Genomic DNA, 19,669 nt, shown 5'->3' on the forward strand with positions numbered 1-19,669 from the left:
CGGACGCGTGTCGCTGCAGCGAGATCAGAGCGCAGTGAGGTGAGCTACCGCGAGATTTCCTCGGCGCCGTGAGAGACGACTGACTCGACCTCGTCGGCGGTGATCAGCGCGACGTCGCCGGGGATCGTCCGCTTCAGTGCGGCCGTCGCCGCGGCGTACTCTAAGGCCGCCGGGACGTCGTCGCCGGCAGCCCGCCGGGCCAGATAGCCGCCGGTGAAGGCGTCGCCCGTTCCGATCGGGTCGTGCGTGTCGGTGTCGTAGGCACCCTGATCGTGGATGGCGCCGTCGTGCCAGGCGGAGACGCCCTCGCCGCCGCGGGTGAGGACGACGGTGTCGAAGCTGTACTCGTCGCCGAGCGTCTCGGCGAGACCGTGGGCGTCGCCGTCAAGGCCGAGAACGTTCCGGGCGTCTCGAGCTGCGATGACGATCACGTCGATCGCGGGGAACAACGCGGAGAGGGCCTCGCCAGCCGTCTCGGGGTCCCAGAGCTTTCGCCGGTAGTTGAAGTCGAAGGCGGTTCGCGTCCCGCTGTCCTGGGCGAGTTCGAGCAGGTCACCGGTCGTTTCCCGGAGCGTCGGGGAGAGCGCGGGCGTGATGCCGGTCGTGAAGAAGACGTCGGCGTCCGCGACGATGTCCTCGGGAATCTCGGCCGTCTCGGCGGTCGACACCGCCGAGTTCGCCCGGTCGTAGATGACGTTCGCGCCGCGGGGCTTGCCGGCCTGTTCCAGGTAGTACGTCCCCTGTCGACCCTCCTCGCTCCAGACGATCTCGGTGTCGATCCCGTACCCCTCGAGCTCGCGGGCGACCTTCCGGCCGGGCGCCGAGTCGGGCACCTTCGAGAGCCAGGTGGCAGAGAGTCCGAGGCGCTGGGCGGCGACGGCGACGTTACTCTCGGCGCCGGCAGCGCGCACTTCCAGTTCGCTCGCGGCTTCCAAGCGCTCGTGGCCGGGCGGGGAGAGCCGCAACATCGTCTCGCCGAAGGTGACGAGGTCGCTCACACTACTACCCTCCGCGGATCGACCGTAGCCTGTGAATGTGTCATACGTCGGCAGACGGACGGATCCGCCTAAGATGTATCGTTGCGGAGTCGGGCAGAATGGGTCACAGCTCGCGATTCGCAACTCACCGGGCTACTCGCCATTGTCCGGGAGTGCAATTCACCGGGCTAGCCGCCGTGACCCGGATAGTCGCGCTCGAACCGATCCTCGATCTCGGCCGCGTCGAACGAGACGATGACGGGGCGCCCGTGCGGGCAGGCGTAGGGATTCTCGCAGTCGTCTAACGCCTCGAGCAGGTCGAGCACCGATCCCTCCGTCAGTGAGGTGTTGCCGGTGATCGAGGGGTAGCAGGCCAGGTCGCCGAGAAAGGCGTCGGCCAGCGCGTCGACCGTCTCCGCGCCCGCCTCGCGGTCGCCGCCGACGAACGAGGCGAGCACGTCGCGCAGCCGGTCGGGCTCGATTGTCTTCGCAAACACTGCGGGAACGGTCGTGACGGAAACCGTTCGGTCGTCGACCCGGTCGGCGTAGAAGCCGAGCCGGGAGAGCGCCTCGCGGTAGTCCTCGAAGGCCGCGGCCTCCGCGGCGGTGAGCTCGAGTTCGACGGGGTCGGCGAGGGCCTGGGCGGCCGGATCGGTGGCGAATGCCTCCCGGAGGCGCTCGTAGTTGACGCGCTCGTCGGCGGCGTGCTGGTCGACGAGTGCGAGCCCGTCGTCGGTCTCGCAGACCAGGTAGGTGTCCCGGAGCTGACCGAGCACGCGCAGTCGTGGGAGCGAATCGAACGCGGCCTCCTCGCCGATCGCGGGCTCGTCGTCGAGCGTTCGCTGCTCAGTGCCGCCGCCGAACTTGCGGTCGGGATCAGAGGGTGTTCTCGTGATGTCGGAGTCGGGTTCGGTTCCGGTGTCGCGGTTGGAGTCAGTTTCAGCGTCGCGACTCGGGCCCGCCTCGTCACGGCGGCCCGGGCGCGCGTCGGAGCCACCCGTGGCCGGATTCGTGTCGGGCGTGGTCGGCCGGCTTCCGGAGGCGTCGACCGCCGAGCTGGCGGTCGCACCCGAAACGGAGGCCGGATTCGACTCGGCGTCCGGTTCGGACGCGCTCGAGTCGCCAGCCGAGTTCGACGCTCCCGCCCATGTGTCGCGAGGCGGGTCCGCAGACCGTGAATTGACGTCGGATTCGTGGGAGGATGACGGATCGGAGCCGGAACCGTCGAGACTGCTCTCGGATCGTGCCGCCTTGGGCTCGGAGCCCTTCCCAGCAGCGCCGGGCTCGACGCGCGCCTCGCCGGGAGCAGATCGCCCGCGAGGCGCCGACGACCGCAGGAGCCCGTGGTCGAGCAGCGCCCGCTCGACCGCGGCGTCGACCTGCCGGCGCACCGCGTCGTCGTCGTCGAACCGGACCTCCCGCTTGCGAGGATGGACGTTGACGTCGACCGCATCGCCGGGCACCTCCAGAAAAAGGACGACGAAGGGGTACCGGTCGCTGCCGAGTTGGGCCCCGTAGGCGCCCATGATCCCCTCGCGAACCGCGTCGGCGGTGACGGCGCGGTCGTTGACGTACGTCGCGAGATACTCGCGACTCGAGCGGTTCGTCTCGGGATGGGAGATGAGCCCGGAGACGGACTCGAGGGGGCCGGGCGGAAGGGCGTCGCCGTCGGCCTCGACCTCGATCATCGACTGGGCGACCTCACGGCCGTAGACCGAGAGGACGGCGGCCTGGAGGTCACCCTGACCGGTCGTCGCGAACACCTCCCGGCCGTCGTGGGTCAAGGAGACGGCGACGTCCGGATTCGCGAGCGCGTAGCGCGTCACGACCCGGCTGACGTGGGCGAACTCGGTAGCAGTCGTCTTCAGAAACTTGCGGCGCGCGGGGGTGTTATAGAAGAGGTCTGCGACCTCGACGGTCGTCCCCTCGGGACAGCCCGCGGGCTCGACGCTCGTCACCTCGCCGCCCTCGTAGACGAGTTCGGTGCCGACCGCGTCCTGGGCGTTCTCGACGCTGTCGGTCCGCGGCCGCGTCCGGATCGTCAGCCGTGAGACGGAGCCGATCGTGTGCAGTGCCTCCCCGCGGAAGCCGAGGGTGGCGACCCCCGACTCCAGGTCGTCGAGACCCGCGATCTTGCTCGTCGTGTGCTGGCGGACCGCGGCTCGAGCGTCGGCCTCGGTCATCCCCCGGCCGTCGTCCGCGACTCGGATCAGCTCCGTGCCGCCGTCCTCGATGATGACGTCGATCCGGGAGGCGCCGGCGTCGATGGCGTTCTCGACGAGCTCCTTGACTGCGCTCGCGGGGCGCTCGACGACCTCGCCCGCGGCGATGCGGGCGACGGTGTCCTCATCCAGCTGGCGAATCTCGGTGGGCTCGGTAGTGTCGTCGCTCATAGCGTGCAGAGTAGACGCAGGGCAGAACCGGGTCGCACGTTCGGCCGCCGGTTCCGGTGGGTCATCTGCGCCGTGGTTTCGGGCGGCGCTCAATAGGTGTTACGCGAGGCCGATCTACGGGATAACACGCCGGGAAGAGAGTGACCGTCGGATCAGGCCTCGAGCAAGGCGTCGAGGCGCGAGCCGATCGTCTCCCGCCCCGTCCCGGGAACCGGAACGAGCGGCGGTCGAACCGCGTCGGAGGGGATGGTCCCCCGGTAGGCGAGCGCGGCTTTCGCGGCTGGCGCGAAGCCGTAGGTCGCGGTCGTCTCGAACAGCGGTGCGATCGCGTCCTGAAGCCGACGTCCGCGCCGTTCGTCGGCCGTCTCGAACAGCTCGGCGTAGACCGCGGGCGCCACGTTCGAGAGCCCGTTGACGCCGCCGTCGGCGCCCATCCGGAGCGACGGGACGAGCAGGGAGTCGAACCCCTGGAGCGTGAGAAAGTCCGCGGGCGTCCGCCGGATCGCCGAGAGGAAGTACTCGAAGTCGCCGCCGGAGTCTTTGAGTCCGAGCACGTTCTCGTGGGTCGCGACCGCCTCGAGCGTGTCGAGATCGATCGGGTCGCCGGAACACTGCGGGATGTTGTAGAGCAAGAGCGGCAGGGGCGACTCGTCGGCGACCGCTTCGAAGAAGCGCCGGTTTCCGGCCGGATCGTTCGCAGTGTGAAAGTATGGCGGGACGACGACGGCGGCGTCGGCGCCGACATCGACCGCGGCGTGGACGTGCCCCAGTGTCTCGGAGACGGAGGTGGCGGCTGCACCGGCGACGACCGGCACCGCGCCGTCGGCGCGGGAAACGGTGAGTTCGGTGACCCGACGCCGTTCCTCGGCGGAGAGGCTCGCGAACTCGCCGGCCGTGCCGCAGGGAAAGAGCGCGTCGATGCCGCCCTGGATGAGAGAGTCGACCAGCGATTCGAGGGCGGCCTCGTCGATCGGTATCGGATCCGAGCTGTCGATGTCCGCCGGGTCCGGCTCGAACGGCGTGACGATCGGACACGTGATTCCCGCGAGTTCGGTCCGGAAGTCCATACGCAGTCGTGTCTGGGCGGTTGCAAAAGCGTACCTACTCGGGACGGGGCCGGCGCCCGATGGCGGTTGCCGGCGGGGCGCTTTTCGACCTGCGGGTCGTTCACCGGCTATGGACCTGCGACGGGGCTACTCCGTCGCCCGGACGGTCGTCGACGTCGTGCGCGAGCACAACGTGACGTTCATGGCGGGTAGCATCGCCCACGCCGCGTTCCTCTCGATCCTCCCGTTGCTCCTCTTACTGTTCATCGTCGTCGGCGCGGTCGGCAACGAGTTCCTGACCGAGCAGATCACCGCGCTGGCGCGCGATCACCTCAGCCCGGCGGGAGAGGGGCTCGTCTTCGAGGCGCTGACCGACGCCTCAGATCGCGCCGGTGCCTCGCTGATCGGCGTCGCGTCGCTGCTGTGGGGAATGCTGCGCATCTTCCGAGGGATCAGCACCGCGTTCGACGAACTCTACGAGGGCGAGGACCGCTCCGCAAGCGGGCGGGTGATCGACGGGCTCGTCGTCTTCGTCGCCATCCTGCTGGCCACCGTCGGCGCCGGGTTCGGGGCGACCGTCCTGGCCGCGGTCGATCACGCGGTCGTCGAAGTGCTGACGCCGGTCGCGCTGTTCGTCGGGCTGACGGCCGCGTTCTTTCCGATGTACTACGTCTTCCCGAACGCAGACGTCGGCCCGCGGGAGGCCCTGCCGGGGGCGCTGGTCGCTGCCGCCGGCTGGGTCGTCCTCGAGGCGGTCTTCGGCATCTACGCCGGACTGGTCGACACCGTCGGCACCTACGAGACCCTCGGCGCCGTGATCCTGCTACTCGTCTGGCTCTACGGCACGGCCCTTGTCCTGCTGGTCGGCGCGGCGCTCAACGTCGTCGTCGGCGGCCACCACGTCGAGGATGCAGACGAGCGCGACGAGGCGCCGTCGACGGGCGCGGTTGGGACGTAACGCCGTCAGTCATGGTCGGGGCGTAAACGCCGGCAGCGGACGCAGCAGGTGCGTGAACAAGCGTGAACGGCACTGGTAGCTGACGCGAGGTGGGCTTCCGAAAACGGACGACAGGTGAAACCGCGATTTGAAGCGCGTACTCTCAGCGGTCGGGTGAGGCAGCCTGAATTGTAGTCGTATCATCTACCGTACCGACAACGAGGGTTGCTTGTTCGGGGGCTGAAGCGAGAGCCACGGTCGCAGCGTAGGAGACAGTGATGTGATACGAGGCTGGCTCTCTGTCGAGTTCGTACCAGCAACCGTACATCGTAATCGTGTGGTCATCTGGCTGCGTAATCTCACGGACATCCACAGCACGGTCCTGTTGTGGAGGTTGAAGATACCACTCTTTCTCCCAGACGAGAACCACCTGTTCTGAAAAGTCGACATCTTCTAAGAGACGTCCCTCATCAGCATCGTGTTCCACCTCTGAAGCGGGAAAGACGGTTTCGATCTGGTCACGGTCTGTGAGCAGTACAAACGGCGCGTACTCACTCCGCAACGATGGAACCGCATTTCGGGACAACTCGTACGACACGGTATTGCTGTCGTCTGGAACGTGCGAACACGCTTCTTGTTCTGGGTCCGGAGAGGTATTGTCAGCACACCCTGCCGTCCCAAGAAGGAGGGTGGCGCCGCCCACAGCGATGAACGTCCGTCGATCCATGCCACCAAAGATGTCATGGGGATAAAAAAAGTACCCCGGCGCAAAACTGGCAACCGGCTCGTCGGAGGACAGCAGTTCCCGAGCGTGAGGGGCGGGTGTCGCCGCAAACCGCGTATCAGCATTGCTCGACCGACCCGTGAGCTGTCGCTTCCCGTTCAGACGGTTCGAACTCTCCAGGCGGAGAGTGTATCCACTGTCTGCACCACCACCGGCCACCTGAAGAAATATCACGCTGGGTTACCGAGGGCCGGTATGAAGCGGTGTGACCAGCCACCGAGCCCGTCCGGGAGCGAAGGTATGCGGAGCTGGAACCCAATCTCGAGAGGGCGAGTAGCGTGACCAACGAGCCCCTCCCGGCCGAGCACCTCTCGCCGCTCGCTGCGCTCGTCGACGAGGTGCTCGCGGGCGTCGGCTACGATGTGGCGGCCACCATCGACGCCGTCGACGACGCCGTCCCCGGCTACGGCGGGCTCTTCGATCCCGAGACCAGCCGGGACGAGTTGCGTCGCGCGCTCGAGAGCCTGCTCGCGTCGGAACGTAGCCGGCCGCCCGTCCCCGAGCCGGCAAGCGACGCGTTCGTCCTCTACGTCGACGGCAGTTCCCGCGGCAACCCTGGCCCCGCAGGTGCGGGCGCCGTCATCGTGGACGCTACGGGAGACGAACTCGCCCGGCTCGGCCGACCCGTCGGCTCCCGGACGGGGAACAACACGGCCGAATACGTCGCCCTCCAGCTCGGCCTCGCTGAACTGGTAGCTCGCTACGAGCCCCGAAGGCTAGAGGTGCGCATCGATTCGATGACCGTCATCCGAGACGTCTGGGGTGGCAACGATCCGACAGAGCCGGGCGTCGAGACCTACAGCGAAGCCGTTGCGGCGACGCTGTCGGACATTCCGACCCACCAGTACACGCACCTGGCCGACAGCGACCCGAACCCCGCCGACGCGCTGGCGACGGTTGGAGCCGATATTGCAGCCCTCGGACCCGGATAGGAGAGCGCCGCCGGTTCAAAGACGTCGTACTACTCCGTGTCCTCGAGCCGGCGCTGGAGATCCTGCACCTCGGAGAGGAGTTCGACCGGCGCCGTCGCGTTCACGTCGATCGACTGGAGATCCGAGAGGACGGCCTCCGTCTCCGGGTCGAGCGCCGAATCCGGTTTCGAATCGCCCCCCGCCGATCCGCCGCCGGCCGTCGCTCCGGGTGAGCCACCAGCGGCCCCACCGTCGGCGTTCGCCGGCCCGCGGAACTCGCCGCTGCCGACGTCGAAGACGGTCTGGACCGGTTCGCTCGCGCCGCCTTTCGCCTCGATAGCCTTCTCCTCGCGCAGCCGGGAGAGGACGTCTCGCGCCCGGTCGACGACGGGTTCGGGGACGCCTGCGAGGTCGGCGACGTGGATCCCGTAGGAGCGGTCGGTGGGCCCCTCTCGCACCGTCCGGAGGAAGGTGACGTCGCCGTCGCGCTCGTCCGCCGCGACGTGGACGTTCGCGACCCGCGGGAGGTGCTCGGCGAGCCCGGTCAGCTCGTGGTAGTGGGTCGCAAAGAGCGTCTTCGCGCGCACCTCGTTGTGGAGGTACTCCGTGGCGGCCCAGGCGATCGAGATGCCGTCGTAGGTCGCGGTGCCGCGGCCGACTTCGTCCAGAATGACGAGCGACTCGTCGGTCGCGGCGTGGAGGATGTTCGAGAGCTCGCTCATCTCGACCATGAACGTCGAGCGTCCCTGGGCGAGCTCGTCGAGCGCGCCGACACGGGTGAAGATGCCGTCGACGAGGCCGATCTCGGCCTCGCGGGCGGGGACGAAGCTCCCGATCTGGGCTAAGAGGACGATACAGGCGACCTGGCGCATGTACGTCGACTTCCCGGACATGTTGGGGCCAGTGACGACGAGGAACTCGCGACCAGCGTCGCGATCCGACGCGGCGGCGCCGGGGTCGTCCCCCAGCCGGACGCCGTTCGGGACGAACTCCGTGGTCTGCTCGACGACCGGGTGGCGGCCCTGCTCGATTCTGATCGCATCCCCCTGGTGAAGCTCGGGGGCGACCCAGCCGTTCTCGGCGGCGTGGGTCGCGAGGCTCGCGAGCGCGTCGGCGGTTGCGAGCGCCCGGCCGACGTCCTGGAGGAGCTCGGCGCTGTCGGCGACGGCCTCGCGAAGCTCGGCGAAGAGTTCGTACTCGAGATCGCCGCGTTCTTCCTCTAAGCGGAGGATCTCGCGTTCTTTGTCCTCGAGCTCGTCGGTCGTAAAGCGCTTCGAGTTCTTGAGCGTCTTCACTTCCTCGTAGTGGTCGGGGACGCCGTCAGCGGCGGACTTGCCGACCTGGATGTAGTAGCCGTCGGTCCGATTGCGGTCGACGGTGACGTGGGAGAGGCCATGGGCACGTTTCTCACGGTCGGCGAGGGTCGCGAACCACTCCTCAAGTTCCTCGTGGCGGTCGATCACCGTATCCAGTTCCTCGCGGTAGCCCCGCTGAAGCAGCCCGCCCTGAGTCACCGTCGAGGGGGGCTCCTCGGCCACCGCCTCGGCCAGCGTCTCGCGCAGGTCCGCGGCAGCCTCGCGGTCGGGCCGGTCGAGGATCTCGGGAAGCGGGGAGTCGGCGAGTTCCGGGTTCGAGGCGACGGCGTCAGCTACTCGCGGGAGCACGGCGAGGGTGTCCCGCACGGCGAGCAGGTCCCTGGCGTCGGCGCTGCCGTGGGTCGATCGCGAGGCCAGCCGCGCCAAGTCGGCCGCCTCGCCGAGAACGTCCCGGATCTCGTCGCGAGCGAGGGCAGCACTCGAAAGCGCGGCGACGCTCTCCCGGCGCTCCCGGAGGACGGGCAACGAACGTCGGGGACGCTGGAGCCACTCCTTCAACAGCCGGGCCCCGGCGCTCGTCTCCGTGTGGTCGATCGTCGCGAACAGCGAGCCCTCGCGCTCGCCGGCCATCGTCTCGGTCAGCTCGAGGTTGCGTTGGGTCGTGCCGTCTAAGGTGACGTGGTCGTCGCCGTGGTGGGCCGCGATCCGGGTCATCGAGGCCAGCACGCCGGCGCCGGTCTCTTCGACGTACGAGAGGACCGCCCCGGCGGCCGCAATCGCGGTATCGGGGACCGCGAGCCCCTCGACCGGCTCGCGGCCGAAGTGCTCGCGGGCTCGGTGGCCGGCACGTTTGGGGGCGAACGCCTCGGCGTCGTGCAGCGTGAGGGTGGCGTCGGTGTGGTCGCGAATCCGAGAGAGGAGGGCGTCGTCGTTTCGCACCGCGGGGCCGGGGAGGATCTCCACCGGTGCGAACCGGTAGAGTTCGGTCAGCGTCGCCTCGGCGTCGGCGGCGCTGGCGACGAGAAAGCGCCCGGTGGTGACGTCGGCGAACGCGAGGCCGTAGCCGGCGTCGGCGGAACCGCCACCCGATCCGCCGGCGGCTGACGTGCCCGCGCCGTCTACAATTGCTGCGAGGTACTGGGCGTCGGCGTCGCCTGTCTCGAGCAGCGTCCCCGGCGTCACCACGCGGACGATCTCGCGAGCGTGGCCGCCGTCGGTCTCGTACTGGTCGGCGACGGCGACCCGGTGGCCGCGCTCGACGAGCGCCTTGAGATAGGGAGTGAGGTCGTCGAGGGGAACGCCCGCCATCGGGTAGGACTGGCCCTGGGAGGACTTCGAGGTCACCTTCAGGTCGAGCTCCTCGCCAACGCGTTCGGCGTCCTCGCCGAAGAACTCGTAGAAGTCACCACACTGCATCGCCAGCAGATCCGCGTCCGTCCCCGCTTTGAGCGAGAGAAACTCGCCGACGATCCCCGTCGGCTCGGCGTCGGTCATACCCGGTGACAGTCGTGCCATCGCTAAAATCGTGTGGGTTCGAGTGAGGACGTGTCGACGACAGAGACGGTTCGTGGGAACTGCCAGCAGCCTTACTTAGCTCGGTCTCGAAATGGACCGTATGACCTCCCAAGAGGAGGAGATCGTTCGCCTGCTGTCCCAAAAGCGCAATCGGAGGGCGCTGGAGATCCTCCACGAGGAGGGGACCTGTTCGCTCCGGGAGCTGGCTGTGGGGATCGCCGACAAGGCGGAGGGAGCGTCCGGTGGTGCCGACGAGCGGGCGGCATCAGTTGACCGGATCACGATCGAACTCCACCATCGAATTCTCCCGGCGCTCACGTCGGCCGAGTTGGTGTCGTACAATCGCGAGAACGCTACCGTTTCGACGGCAACGCAGACGGACCTCGAGGCGGAGTGGCTCGACGTCGAACTGTTCGACGAGCTGCAGTCGTACTTCGGCACCCACCACGACCGAGAGGAGGGAATCGGCGTCGTACAGGGGAGCGAGCAGGTCTACGAGCACGCGCGACAGATGGCAGACGAGGCCGACGAAGAGCTGTTTCTCATCTACGTCTCCGACGAGTTGCTCACCGTCGACTGCCTGCCCCAGGCCCAACGCGCCATCGACCGGGACGTCGAGTTCGCCGTCGGCTCCGAGGACGGCGGGGTTCACGACTTCTTTCACGAGCACCTGCCGGAGGCGACGCTCTGGGAACCCCAGCGCGACTGGGGTGCGAGCCGAACGCAGTATCCCCGGATAAACCGCGTCATCGTCGCGGACCGCCAACAGGTCGTCGTCGGACTGCTCGACGAAACCGAGGACGGAGGGCTGGAGGAAACGGCGATAATCGGCGAGGGGGCGACGAATCCGCTGGTCGTCCTCGTCCGCGAACTCCTTGGACCGCGTCTCGACCATCTCGACTACCAGAGCGAGGACTTTCTGGAGAGCCTCCCGTTCGACGGGTGAGGAGACGGCTACTCAGCGGTCGGCGTCGACGCCGTGATTGACCGCACCGGGCCCCTCGCCGACGTCGTAGTGGCGTCGCACTGCTTCGGCCAGGAAGTCGGTCGCCCCGGAGACGGCGTCCTCAAGCGATTCACCGCGAGCGAGGCGGGCCGTGACGGCGGCCGAGAGCGTACAGCCCGATCCGTGGGTCGCCTGGGTGTCGACGCGCGGGTGCTCGAACGTCGTCGTGCCGTCGGCGGTGACGAGGACGTCCTGGATCGTCTCCCCCGGCAGGTGCCCGCCGGTGACGAGCGCCGCCTCGACCCCCATATCGCGGAGGCGTTCGCCGGCCTCGACGGCGTCGGTTGCGTCCTCGATATCGACGTCCGTCAGCACCGTCGCCTCGTCGACATTGGGCGTGACGAGGGCGGCCTCGGCCAGGAGGCGCTCGTAGGCGCGCTCAGCGTCGGGATCTAACAGCCGATCTCCGGAGGTGGCGACCATGACGGGGTCGACGACGATCGGAAAGTCGACGTCGGCGGCGCGGTCGGCGACCAACTCGACAAGTTCGGCAGTCGCGAGCATTCCGGTCTTGGCCGCACCGACAGCGAAGTCGCTGGTGACGGCGTCGAACTGGGCGTCGACCTCCGCGGTCGGGAGGGTGAACGAACGCTCGACTCCGCGGGTGTGCTGGGCGGTGACAGCAGTGATGACGCTTGTCCCGTAGACGCCGTGGCTGGCCATCGTCGCGAGGTCTGCCTGGATCCCGGCGCCACCGCCGGAGTCACTGCCGGCGACGGTGAGCGCGACGGGCGGTCGGTGGGGGTCTGGTGAGATCATACGCGAATGTATTCTCCGGTTTTACAAAGCGCTGATGGTCGCGTTACCAGTAGTTGGTAGCACGGTTTTGGTATTCAGGGAGGTGCGTGAAAATCGCGCTCGATACAGAGAATGAAGACGACGAACAATACATATTCGTACAATACGGCTGATTTAGGTCGAACGGAGGAGAAGTCGATCCGATATACTGTTACTCGTAGGCCTCGTACGGCTCGACCAACGTCAGGAGATCTTGTTCCAGTTCACTGCCAACAAACCGGACGTGCCCCGTTTCAGCCTCGTAGTCGATTATCCGAGCCTCCTCCAGTTTTGGAAGATGAGTATGGTGAAGTGCGATTCGGACGCGTTGTTGGTGTTCGTCTGACTCCCGTCTCGGGTCTTCGTTCCGAACCCGGTCTGCAACGCGATCTACGAGCGCATCGTATTCCAGTGTCTTCTCAGAAGCGTTGTCCAATGCGTTGAGGGTGGCGCGTCGGTGTTCGTTCGCTACTGCCGACAGAATCGTATCGGGGGAGAGCGATCTCTCACGACCCGAAGAACCGGTACCCTCATCAATTGACTGTATATCACGTGTCCCCAGTTCTCGACTCTCATCCATACTCACATAGCGTAGTCCCATCTGCCTGGCTCTGTCCCATGGTGCATAATGGAACCAGTCAGTCCATTTCCGCCGCTGACTCGGGCGTGAGAAGTGTGTACCTCCCGAACGTCCCAATGGCACGACGCAGTCGCTCCGTCACTGCTTGATCGGAAATTCCGAGTTCGTCAGCTAACTCTGCGGTCGTACACCCTCGTGGAATGTCGTAGTATCCCCTTCGAATGGCAAGCGTCAACGCTTCTCGTTGGGGCTCACTCAGGCCGTACCACGGACCGGCCTCAGGGTCCGTCGGATTATATATGCGGGTTAGCTCCAGAGAGATGTGCGCGTCCTCACAACAGGTCTGGCACTGACTCAATGTCTCGCGGTCTGAAAACCGTATCTCGAAATTCCACCCTTCCGACGATCCAGTCGCACCCAGTATCTGCCCGTCGTGTTCCAAGATGCACTGAAAAAGGTGGTCCTGGCTCGCATCCCAGTCGATCCTGATTAGCGTCCTGTCGTCGAACACGTCCACCTCTGTGACGGTGTTGACAGTTGGATAGCGTTCGACGGCTTCGAGAAAGCCGTTTTCGACCGGTTCGTAGACCCAGAAGAGCGGCACGGTCACGTCCCCACTCGGGACGAGCGTTTCGAGTTCGATTGCCGACGCATCCTCGAGACTGAGGATTTGCCCGAGTTCAAAAGCATCGGATGGGATGCGAATCTCCGTTATTACACTCATGCTCGCTTGTGCAACTAGATTGCCCGGTTGTACAAAAGGAGCTGACATGGTGTACCATGGCTTTCCGGGTATCAAACGGACTCCCCGCTTGCAGCATACACTATCCCGGCCAACAACTGTGCGTTGGCTCGTCTCGAAGCCATGATACACCACCCATGCCGGTTATTTGTCTGCTAGGCGAAAGGTTCCGCATGGCGACTGTGATGGAGTTTACGAGTCCGACAGCGGAGTTCCCGCTGGGGAGTGTGTTCAAAAACTTGCCGGGTGTGACGGTCGAACTGGAGCGGCTGATTCCACACCAGACGCTGATTATCCCCTACTTCTGGGTACGCGATGTGGAAACGGAGGACATCGAAGCTGAGTTCGAACAACACGCCGGCGTGAGCAACATCCAAATGGTCGATAGCATCGAAGACGAGTATCTCATGCGTGCCGAGTGGGAACAAGAGTACTTCGGCATCCTGAGCGCGCTGGCCAAGGCCAACGTCGTCGTGCTCTCCGGAATCGGTACGAAAGACGAGTGGCGATTCGAGGTGCGCGGCGAGAGTCAGGAGACAATCGGCGAGTTTCGAGAGTACTGCCAGGAAAACGACATTCCGATAACAATCACCGCCGTCCACGCAATGCTCCCGATCCAGGGCGAGGGCTACGAGTTAACCGAGACCCAACGTGAGGCGCTGGTACTAGCCTACGAACGGGGCTACTTCGACTCCCCACGCGAGTCGTCGCTCGAAGAGATCGCCGACGAGCTCGGCATCACCCAGCAATCACTTTCTTCACGACTCCGACGCGGGCATCGACGTCTCATTGGAGCGACGCTCAGCAGTTCGGTGTGATCGTTCGGAGTATGACTTCCTTATAAACCTGCTGTATTATCAGTATCCCTGTTGAACCGACTCAGACGGCTAGAATCAGGCTAGATGGGTACAACGATATCTGGGGTTGGAGTCGAAGCGGTCGAGTACGCTCAGGAATCTGGGACTGTCCGCACGCAGTTTGATCAGGAGAAGACACCCGCGAGCATGGCTGTTGTCGCAACGCTGGCGGACGTAATGGACACTGATCCGGTAGAACTGGACCCGCTCCATTCCACTGTTGACGCCGACGAATTAGATGCGCTCGTCCACGTTCGCAACGGGACGAACGGAGACACCCACGTTGCATTCACGCACGAGGGGCACGCAATAACCGTACACAGCTACGGTGTGATCATCATCACACCAGAACACGAACTCACAGTGGAGAAACACGAAGGGGGCGAGGCAAGATGACGTCTGAGGAGACCTCGCTTGCGTCGAAGGAAGAATTAAACGCGGAGCTGAAAGCCCTCCTTCGCAGGGCCTACGAGAGTGGAATCGATGTGGAAGGCGGATTCGAATGTCGGAATGGGGTCGAACATCCTGACTGGGACGTGATCGTCACCGAAGTCGAAAAGAACGAGCATTCGGAGTGAACGACTACGAGCGTGGCCGGATCGGTAGCAACTACTTGACCTGTGAGTGACGAACGCTGTAACCAAGATTGCATCAAACGGGTACTCTCAGCGCAACAACGGCGAGTATTACGTGCGCTCCTCGACGAGAGTTCGATATCTGCTGACCCGATTCTTCGTAAGGGAGAGACGCTCAACTCCGGGGAGTACCTCACGATTTGTTACGAACTCCATCACGTCCTACTTCCCGAATTATCGGATAAGGGGTTCGTCGAGTTCGACAGGTTCGAAGACAAGGTACGGCGAGGAATGAAATTCGACGAGGTATGTCGGTTTCATGAATAGATCGATGACGACCATGACGAGTAACCTGGTCCTGTAATCGATTTGCTGCTGAATGCGCACTTTGGGTTTGCACGACTACTTGAACAACTATCAGAATTGGTAGAACCCTCAGCGATCGATACGCACACGTAGGTGGCGAACCGCCTGATTCAGTTTCAGGTACGAGACTCAATAACGAAACTGCGCTACTATCGACTGTTACGCGCAGCAGAACGAGGGCTGTCGAAGACACCACCCACAGGCTCGCTGCGTAGTCACTCGACCCGACAGTCAGGTTCGTCCGTAAAAATTCCTATGCTCAGTGGTATCGTACCACGACACATGGCCAGCAACTCGCAGACGGTCGGCCGATCGCGCTGTCTAAACTGTGGCTTCAAGGCGGACGGCGGTTCGGCGGAGTGGCTCCGACTGGAGGTCCCCGGAATCGGTCGAATGACGCAGTGTCCAGACTGTGGAAGCACCAACGTGATCGCCGGTCGGTAGTCGCGTTCCGGCGGCAGCCAAACCGGGCGAGCACGGCGTGCGGACAGACTCTTGTGTCGGTGTGCCCTAGGACAGATATGGTCAATCAGCCCGAAGAGCTTCCCCAGAGCGATGCAGAGTGGCGCGAGAAGCTGACTGACGAACAGTATCGCATTCTCCGCGAGGGGGGAACCGAAACGCCGGGAAGCGGCGAGTACATCGACCACAAAGAGGACGGAAGCTACGCCTGTGCCGGCTGCGGGGCGACACTGTTCGACTCGGAGACGAAGTTCGGGTCGGGGACCGGCTGGCCGAGTTTCTTCGACGCTGCGGAAGACCGGGTCGAAACCCGGCTCGATACGAGCCACGGGATGCGCCGGACGGAAGTGCTCTGTGCGACCTGTGGGGGCCACCTCGGACACGTCTTCGACGACGGTCCGGAGCCGACCGGCAAGCGCTACTGTATCAACTCCGTCGCCCTCGAGTTCGACGAGGAGTGACGTCCGCCAGCGAACGCATCTGCAGGCACACCGCTTTTCGACACGAGTGACGGACATCGGTCCATGTCGAACAACCGACCGACCGCCGACGAGCTGCGCCAAGGGATGACCGTCGAGATCGTCCAAGAGGACGCAACCGTCGAGTCTGCAGACGAGGAACCGATCGTCGGCGAGGTGGCGACGATCTACGGCGACGAACCCGATGGGCCACACGTCGAGCTCAAGACGGGCGTCGTGGGACACGTCCAGTCGGTCGTCGCCGACGAGTAGGCGCATGTGTCCAAACCGGCACGCACGACGAGGACGATGAGCGCCGGTGACTCCGATCCCGCCACGCTGGTACGGGACGTCGCCGCCGTCGCTCGCGAGCGACAGCTGAGCGCGAAGTCGGCAGCACTGGCCTACCACGGGTTCAACACGCTCGTCCCGCTGGTCGTGTTGTTGCTGGTCGGCGTGGCGATCGCAGACGGCTTCGCGGTCGTTCTCGACGCGATCGAGACGGCGACTGGCCTCGAGGAGACGGTGAGCCGCGACGCCCTCGATCAGGCAACGGGAGACGGCGGCGCCGATCTGGGCCGGGCTGCACTACTAGCGACCGCCATCCTTCTGTGGAGTGCCGCACGGTTATTCCAGGCGGTAAACAGCGCGTTCACAGCCGTTTACGGCTCCCGGAAGTCACAGTCGTACCTACGTGCGGCGCTTACGACCTCGGCGGTGACTATCGGCAACGCCGTCTTGCTGACCGCGACCGTCGCCGTCGGCGTCGCTCTGGTCAGCGTTCTCGGCGTGAGTATCTCGGTTGTTGTCGACGGGAGATGGGCTGGTATCGCGAGCACGGCTGCGCTCGCACTCTTGCTGTTTCTCCTCTTCGTGCCGATGTACTACCTCTTTCCCGAGGCAGACGTCTCCGTGCGAGAGGTGCTACCGGGAACCGCGCTCGCGGCGGGATCGTGGACGCTCCTGGCGCTTGGCTTTCGCGTCTACGTGGTGACTTCCGAGAGTGTGGCGCTTTTCGGGATCGCCGGCGCCGTCCTGTTGGTCCTGACGTGGGTCTACCTCGGCGCACTCTGTCTGTTGCTCGGGGCCGTCTGTAACGCCGTCCTCGCCGGTCGCGTCGAGGCGGACGAGGGATGGGTCCCCGTCGACGAACAGCTGTTCGAGCGCGGTTAAGACGTCAGTCGACACTCGGGATCCCAGACGGCTGGCCGGGCTCCTCAGGCAGTTGCGGACGTCGAACGGGACTGCAGCCGCCAGCTACTGACGACCGTGTAGGCCGATAGCAGCGCTGCGAGCGCCCCGGAGACGACCATCGTCCAGAAGACGAGTTCGTTCGCGACGCCGAGGAGGAGTGGCGCGGCGGCGCCGGCGACCGCCAACAGCGTCACGAGAGCCGAGATGGTGAGCAGCGGCAGCGCTCCGGTCCCGACACGGTAGAGATTCACTGCGACGAGCAAGACGATCGTCCCCCCTAGAAGAGGGCCGGCGAGGAGGATCCACCCCGAGGCGGTAAACAGCGTCGGCGCCCAGAAGAGCAGAGCCGCGAAGACTGCAACGAGGCCGCTCGCTCGCCTGACACGGGGAGAGGCTGACGGGTGGGTTGGATCGGACATGGGCGGCCGTACCACGACCGGACACGTAAAGCTGGGGCGGGAACCTGCACCGCTTCGAGATCACAGCCCTCGTCGGTGGGTAGTACAGACAGGTATCTCGCCGATGAGAAACTACGAGCTCAGTCGTCGTCGACGATAACCTCGACCGGTTCGTCGTCGGCCGACTCGTCGGCCTCGGAAGAGCCGGTCTCTTGCTGGTAGAGGAGGGCCCCGGCGACGGCGACGACGATCCACGAGCGCCAGTTGGCCATGTTCAGGGTGTAGCCGACGCCAAACGGTTTCTCGACGAGCATCCCCTCGCCGGGCTGCCAGTACGCCGAGAGCATCCGTCCGAAGCTCGGGCGGTCGAAGTTGTACGGCACGCCAAAGATCTCACCGGAAGTCGGTTTGTCAACCATGCGAGAACGTACGGCGTCGCCCGATAAAACCGTTATGTGCTCGTCTCGCGCGCCGAGGGAGCGCACAGAGCGATGCGCCCCGAAGTGCTTGGCGCGCTCTCACTCCGAGACGTATCGGCCGCGAGCCTCGACGTCGTGCAGGCGCTCTAAGACCCGTTCGTCGCCGACCTCACGGTATCCCTCACGGACCGCCTCGCGCAGCGGTTCGGGGTCGCTCGCTGTGCCGACCAGACTCTGATCGAAGACGTGGAGATCCATCGCGTAGTCCTCGACGTGGTCGGTGTGGTAGCCGAGGCCGAAGTCGATGAGAGCGGTTCGGTCGCTATCGTGCTCACGGGCGTCGTCCGTTCGCTCGTTCGGCGGCGCGTGGCGCTGCTCGCGGTCTACGCCCGCTCGCCGATTTCGGGACGCGTCGCGTCCCGCTCGCCCGACCCGAACGTTGCGCGTCGTCGGGTCGCCGTGGACGAAGCCGGCAGTGTGTAATCGCGCGAGGTGGCGACCGACGTCGCGGACGCGATCCGCGGAGAGCGCGTCCCGGAGATCCGACTCGCCGACGTACGCGAACTCGAGGCGCGCCTCGCGGGGGTCGACGTCCGAGAGGACCGGCGTCGGGACCCCCTCGCGCCTGGCGAGACTCGTCAGTCGCGCCTCGATCCGGGTCCGTTCCGTTCGAAGGCGATCGTCTAACTGAGGGTGACGGTAGCGCTTCTCCCGGCGGCGCTTGGTCACGCGTCCGGCGTCGGGCTCGAGGTCGACGACGGCTTCGGCGCCCTGGACGGGATCCTCGTTGCGGCCGAGCGTCAGATCCGGTTCGTCGGTGCGTTCGCGGCTCCGTTCGTCACCGCTCGGGGTTCCGAGGTCCTCGCTTCGCTCGGACCTTCCGCGCCAGGTCACGGGCACTTGATCGGGTCGGAAGTCCGGATTCACCCGAGAGTCCTCGATCGCGAGCGTGTCGCCGGCGTCGTACATCTTCGCGCCCAGCACGGCGATCATGCCCGCGTTGTCCCGCAGAAATCGAGGCTCGGGGGCGTGGAAGCTGGCCCCGCGTTGCTCGCACATCTCCCCGAGCATCTCCCGGAGGCGAGCGTTCTGGCCGACGCCGCCGCCCAGCACGAGTTCGTCGCTGCCAGTCAGCGAGAGCGCGCGCTCTGAAACCTCGGTGAGCATCCCGAAGATGTTCTCCTGTAGCGAGAAGCAGACGTCTGCAACCGGCACGCCGTCGTCGTAGGCCTGCTTGGCCGCCGACATGATCCCCGAGAAGGAGAAGTCCATCCCCTTGACGACGTAGGGGAGGTCGACGTACTCGCCGTCTTTCGCCGCCGTTTCGACCTTTGGGCCACCAGGGTGAGACCAGCCGACGTGACGCGTGAACTTGTCGATGGCATTGCCGACACCGGTGTCCATCGTCTCGCCGAGCACCTGGTAGCGACCGTTTCGGTACGCAAGCAGGTGGGCGTTCGCCCCACTCGCGTTCAGACAGACCGGCGAGTCGAAGCCGGAGGTGTGGCGGCCGATCTCGAGGTGGGCGACCATGTGATTTACCCCCACGAGAGGTACGTCCAACGCCTGGGAGAGCGCCCGGGCGGCGGTGCCGACGACGCGCAGGCAGGGGCCGAGACCGGGGCCGCGGGAGAAGGCGACGGCGTCGACAGGCGCCGCCTGGTGGCCCGACGAGTGCTGCTCGTCGCCGTCCTGTGGTGGCTCGTCGGCGGCGAACGTCTCGCGGGCGTGCTCGAGTGCCGTTTCGACGACGCGAGGGATCGCGTCGTGCATGTGCTCGGCAGCCTCGCGAGGATGAATGCCGCCGCTATCGGGCTCGTAGGCGTCGGTCTCGATAAAAACGTCGTCGGTTTCGGAATCGTACACCGCGGCGCTTGCCGCCCAGGCAGTGCCCTCGATTCCGAGAATTCGAGTGCGGGTGCTCACGGGTTGGAGACCGCCCGCTCACGGGTCGTC

At 65.5% G+C, this 19,669-nt stretch carries 20 protein-coding genes and 1 pseudogene; 10 read left to right on the top strand and 11 right to left on the bottom strand.

The genetic code is table 11. From position 1 onward, the window contains the following. Positions 1–44: 44 nt before the first annotated feature. The 3 genes from OB905_09720 to OB905_09730 all read right to left on the bottom strand — a co-directional run bounded on the left by OB905_09720 (position 45) and on the right by OB905_09730 (position 4,437). Positions 45–998, bottom strand: coding sequence for a sugar kinase (locus OB905_09720; GenBank protein ID MCU4926258.1), 954 nt, complete (start codon positions 996–998; stop codon positions 45–47). Between the two features lie 167 nt (positions 999–1,165). Next, positions 1,166–3,370 carry a DNA mismatch repair endonuclease MutL gene (mutL, locus tag OB905_09725; GenBank protein ID MCU4926259.1) on the bottom strand — a complete coding sequence of 735 codons (2,205 nt, stop codon included), beginning with the start codon at positions 3,368–3,370 and terminating at the stop codon, positions 1,166–1,168. Positions 3,371–3,522: 152 nt separating this feature from the next. Continuing rightward, positions 3,523–4,437 carry a dihydrodipicolinate synthase family protein gene (locus OB905_09730; protein ID MCU4926260.1) on the bottom strand — a complete coding sequence of 305 codons (915 nt, stop codon included), beginning with the start codon at positions 4,435–4,437 and terminating at the stop codon, positions 3,523–3,525. Between the two features lie 109 nt (positions 4,438–4,546). On the opposite strand from OB905_09730, the gene OB905_09735 reads away from it, so the two are divergent. Beyond that, positions 4,547–5,374 (top strand): YihY/virulence factor BrkB family protein, encoded by an 828-nt coding sequence (locus tag OB905_09735; protein ID MCU4926261.1) that lies wholly within the window; start codon positions 4,547–4,549, stop codon positions 5,372–5,374. A 142-nt stretch (positions 5,375–5,516) separates the two neighbouring features. On the opposite strand, the gene OB905_09740 is transcribed toward OB905_09735, so the two are convergent. Further along, on the bottom strand, positions 5,517–6,080 hold the full coding sequence (locus OB905_09740) for a hypothetical protein (GenBank protein MCU4926262.1): 564 nt from the start codon (positions 6,078–6,080) through the stop codon (positions 5,517–5,519). Positions 6,081–6,415: 335 nt separating this feature from the next. Here OB905_09740 and OB905_09745 point away from each other — a divergent pair, with 335 nt between their 5' ends. Beyond that, positions 6,416–7,069, top strand: a complete 654-nt coding sequence (locus OB905_09745) for a ribonuclease HI family protein (protein ID MCU4926263.1) — start codon at positions 6,416–6,418, stop codon at positions 7,067–7,069. 29 nt (positions 7,070–7,098) lie between these two features. Here OB905_09745 and mutS read toward each other — a convergent pair whose 3' ends face one another. Further along, positions 7,099–9,858: a DNA mismatch repair protein MutS gene (mutS, locus tag OB905_09750; GenBank protein ID MCU4926264.1), complete on the bottom strand. Its 2,760-nt coding sequence runs from the start codon at positions 9,856–9,858 to the stop codon at positions 7,099–7,101. Positions 9,859–9,979: 121 nt separating this feature from the next. Here mutS and OB905_09755 point away from each other — a divergent pair, with 121 nt between their 5' ends. Next, positions 9,980–10,825, top strand: coding sequence for an ArsR family transcriptional regulator (locus tag OB905_09755; GenBank protein MCU4926265.1), 846 nt, complete (start codon positions 9,980–9,982; stop codon positions 10,823–10,825). Between the two features lie 24 nt (positions 10,826–10,849). Here OB905_09755 and thiD read toward each other — a convergent pair. The 3 genes and pseudogenes from thiD to OB905_09770 form a co-directional block, all read right to left on the bottom strand. Then, a pseudogene (gene thiD / locus OB905_09760) lies at positions 10,850–11,644 on the bottom strand (bifunctional hydroxymethylpyrimidine kinase/phosphomethylpyrimidine kinase). A gap of 190 nt (positions 11,645–11,834) precedes the next feature. After that, complete coding sequence (locus OB905_09765; protein ID MCU4926266.1) at positions 11,835–12,263, bottom strand: hypothetical protein; 429 nt, start codon at positions 12,261–12,263, stop codon at positions 11,835–11,837. Between the two features lie 37 nt (positions 12,264–12,300). After that, on the bottom strand, positions 12,301–12,966 hold the full coding sequence (locus OB905_09770; GenBank protein ID MCU4926267.1) for a helix-turn-helix domain-containing protein: 666 nt from the start codon (positions 12,964–12,966) through the stop codon (positions 12,301–12,303). Positions 12,967–13,157: 191 nt separating this feature from the next. Between OB905_09770 and OB905_09775 the strand changes: the two genes are divergently transcribed. The 7 genes from OB905_09775 to OB905_09805 all read left to right on the top strand — a co-directional run bounded on the left by OB905_09775 (position 13,158) and on the right by OB905_09805 (position 16,875). Continuing rightward, the gene (locus OB905_09775) at positions 13,158–13,802 is read left to right on the top strand and encodes a helix-turn-helix domain-containing protein (GenBank protein MCU4926268.1); all 645 of its coding nucleotides are present in this window, start codon (positions 13,158–13,160) and stop codon (positions 13,800–13,802) included. A gap of 84 nt (positions 13,803–13,886) precedes the next feature. Further along, entirely contained in the window at positions 13,887–14,237 is a 351-nt protein-coding gene (locus OB905_09780; GenBank protein MCU4926269.1) for a hypothetical protein, read from the top strand. After that, on the top strand, positions 14,234–14,419 hold the full coding sequence (locus OB905_09785; GenBank protein MCU4926270.1) for a hypothetical protein: 186 nt from the start codon (positions 14,234–14,236) through the stop codon (positions 14,417–14,419). The genes OB905_09780 and OB905_09785 overlap by 4 nt, the downstream gene beginning before the upstream one ends. A 645-nt stretch (positions 14,420–15,064) precedes the next feature. Further along, positions 15,065–15,226 (top strand): hydrogenase maturation nickel metallochaperone HypA, encoded by a 162-nt coding sequence (locus OB905_09790; GenBank protein MCU4926271.1) that lies wholly within the window; start codon positions 15,065–15,067, stop codon positions 15,224–15,226. A 77-nt stretch (positions 15,227–15,303) separates the two neighbouring features. After that, positions 15,304–15,705, top strand: a complete 402-nt coding sequence (gene msrB, locus OB905_09795; GenBank protein ID MCU4926272.1) for a peptide-methionine (R)-S-oxide reductase MsrB — start codon at positions 15,304–15,306, stop codon at positions 15,703–15,705. Between the two features lie 63 nt (positions 15,706–15,768). Further along, a complete protein-coding gene (locus OB905_09800; GenBank protein MCU4926273.1) occupies positions 15,769–15,975 on the top strand; it encodes a YwbE family protein in 207 nt (68 codons plus the stop codon). 36 nt (positions 15,976–16,011) lie between these two features. Beyond that, positions 16,012–16,875 carry a YihY/virulence factor BrkB family protein gene (locus OB905_09805; protein ID MCU4926274.1) on the top strand — a complete coding sequence of 288 codons (864 nt, stop codon included), beginning with the start codon at positions 16,012–16,014 and terminating at the stop codon, positions 16,873–16,875. A 44-nt stretch (positions 16,876–16,919) separates the two neighbouring features. Here the strand turns inward: OB905_09805 and OB905_09810 are convergent, their stop codons facing one another. From OB905_09810 to OB905_09820, 3 genes are all read right to left on the bottom strand, one after another. Further along, positions 16,920–17,315 (bottom strand): hypothetical protein, encoded by a 396-nt coding sequence (locus tag OB905_09810; GenBank protein MCU4926275.1) that lies wholly within the window; start codon positions 17,313–17,315, stop codon positions 16,920–16,922. A 119-nt stretch (positions 17,316–17,434) separates the two neighbouring features. Further along, positions 17,435–17,713: a DUF5808 domain-containing protein gene (locus OB905_09815; GenBank protein ID MCU4926276.1), complete on the bottom strand. Its 279-nt coding sequence runs from the start codon at positions 17,711–17,713 to the stop codon at positions 17,435–17,437. A 99-nt stretch (positions 17,714–17,812) separates the two neighbouring features. Then, a complete protein-coding gene (locus tag OB905_09820; protein ID MCU4926277.1) occupies positions 17,813–19,639 on the bottom strand; it encodes a bifunctional N(6)-L-threonylcarbamoyladenine synthase/serine/threonine protein kinase in 1,827 nt (608 codons plus the stop codon). Positions 19,640–19,669 lie beyond the last annotated feature (30 nt).

The organism is Halobacteria archaeon AArc-dxtr1 (assembly GCA_025517425.1).
Classification (GTDB): domain Archaea; phylum Halobacteriota; class Halobacteria; order Halobacteriales; family Natrialbaceae; genus Halostagnicola.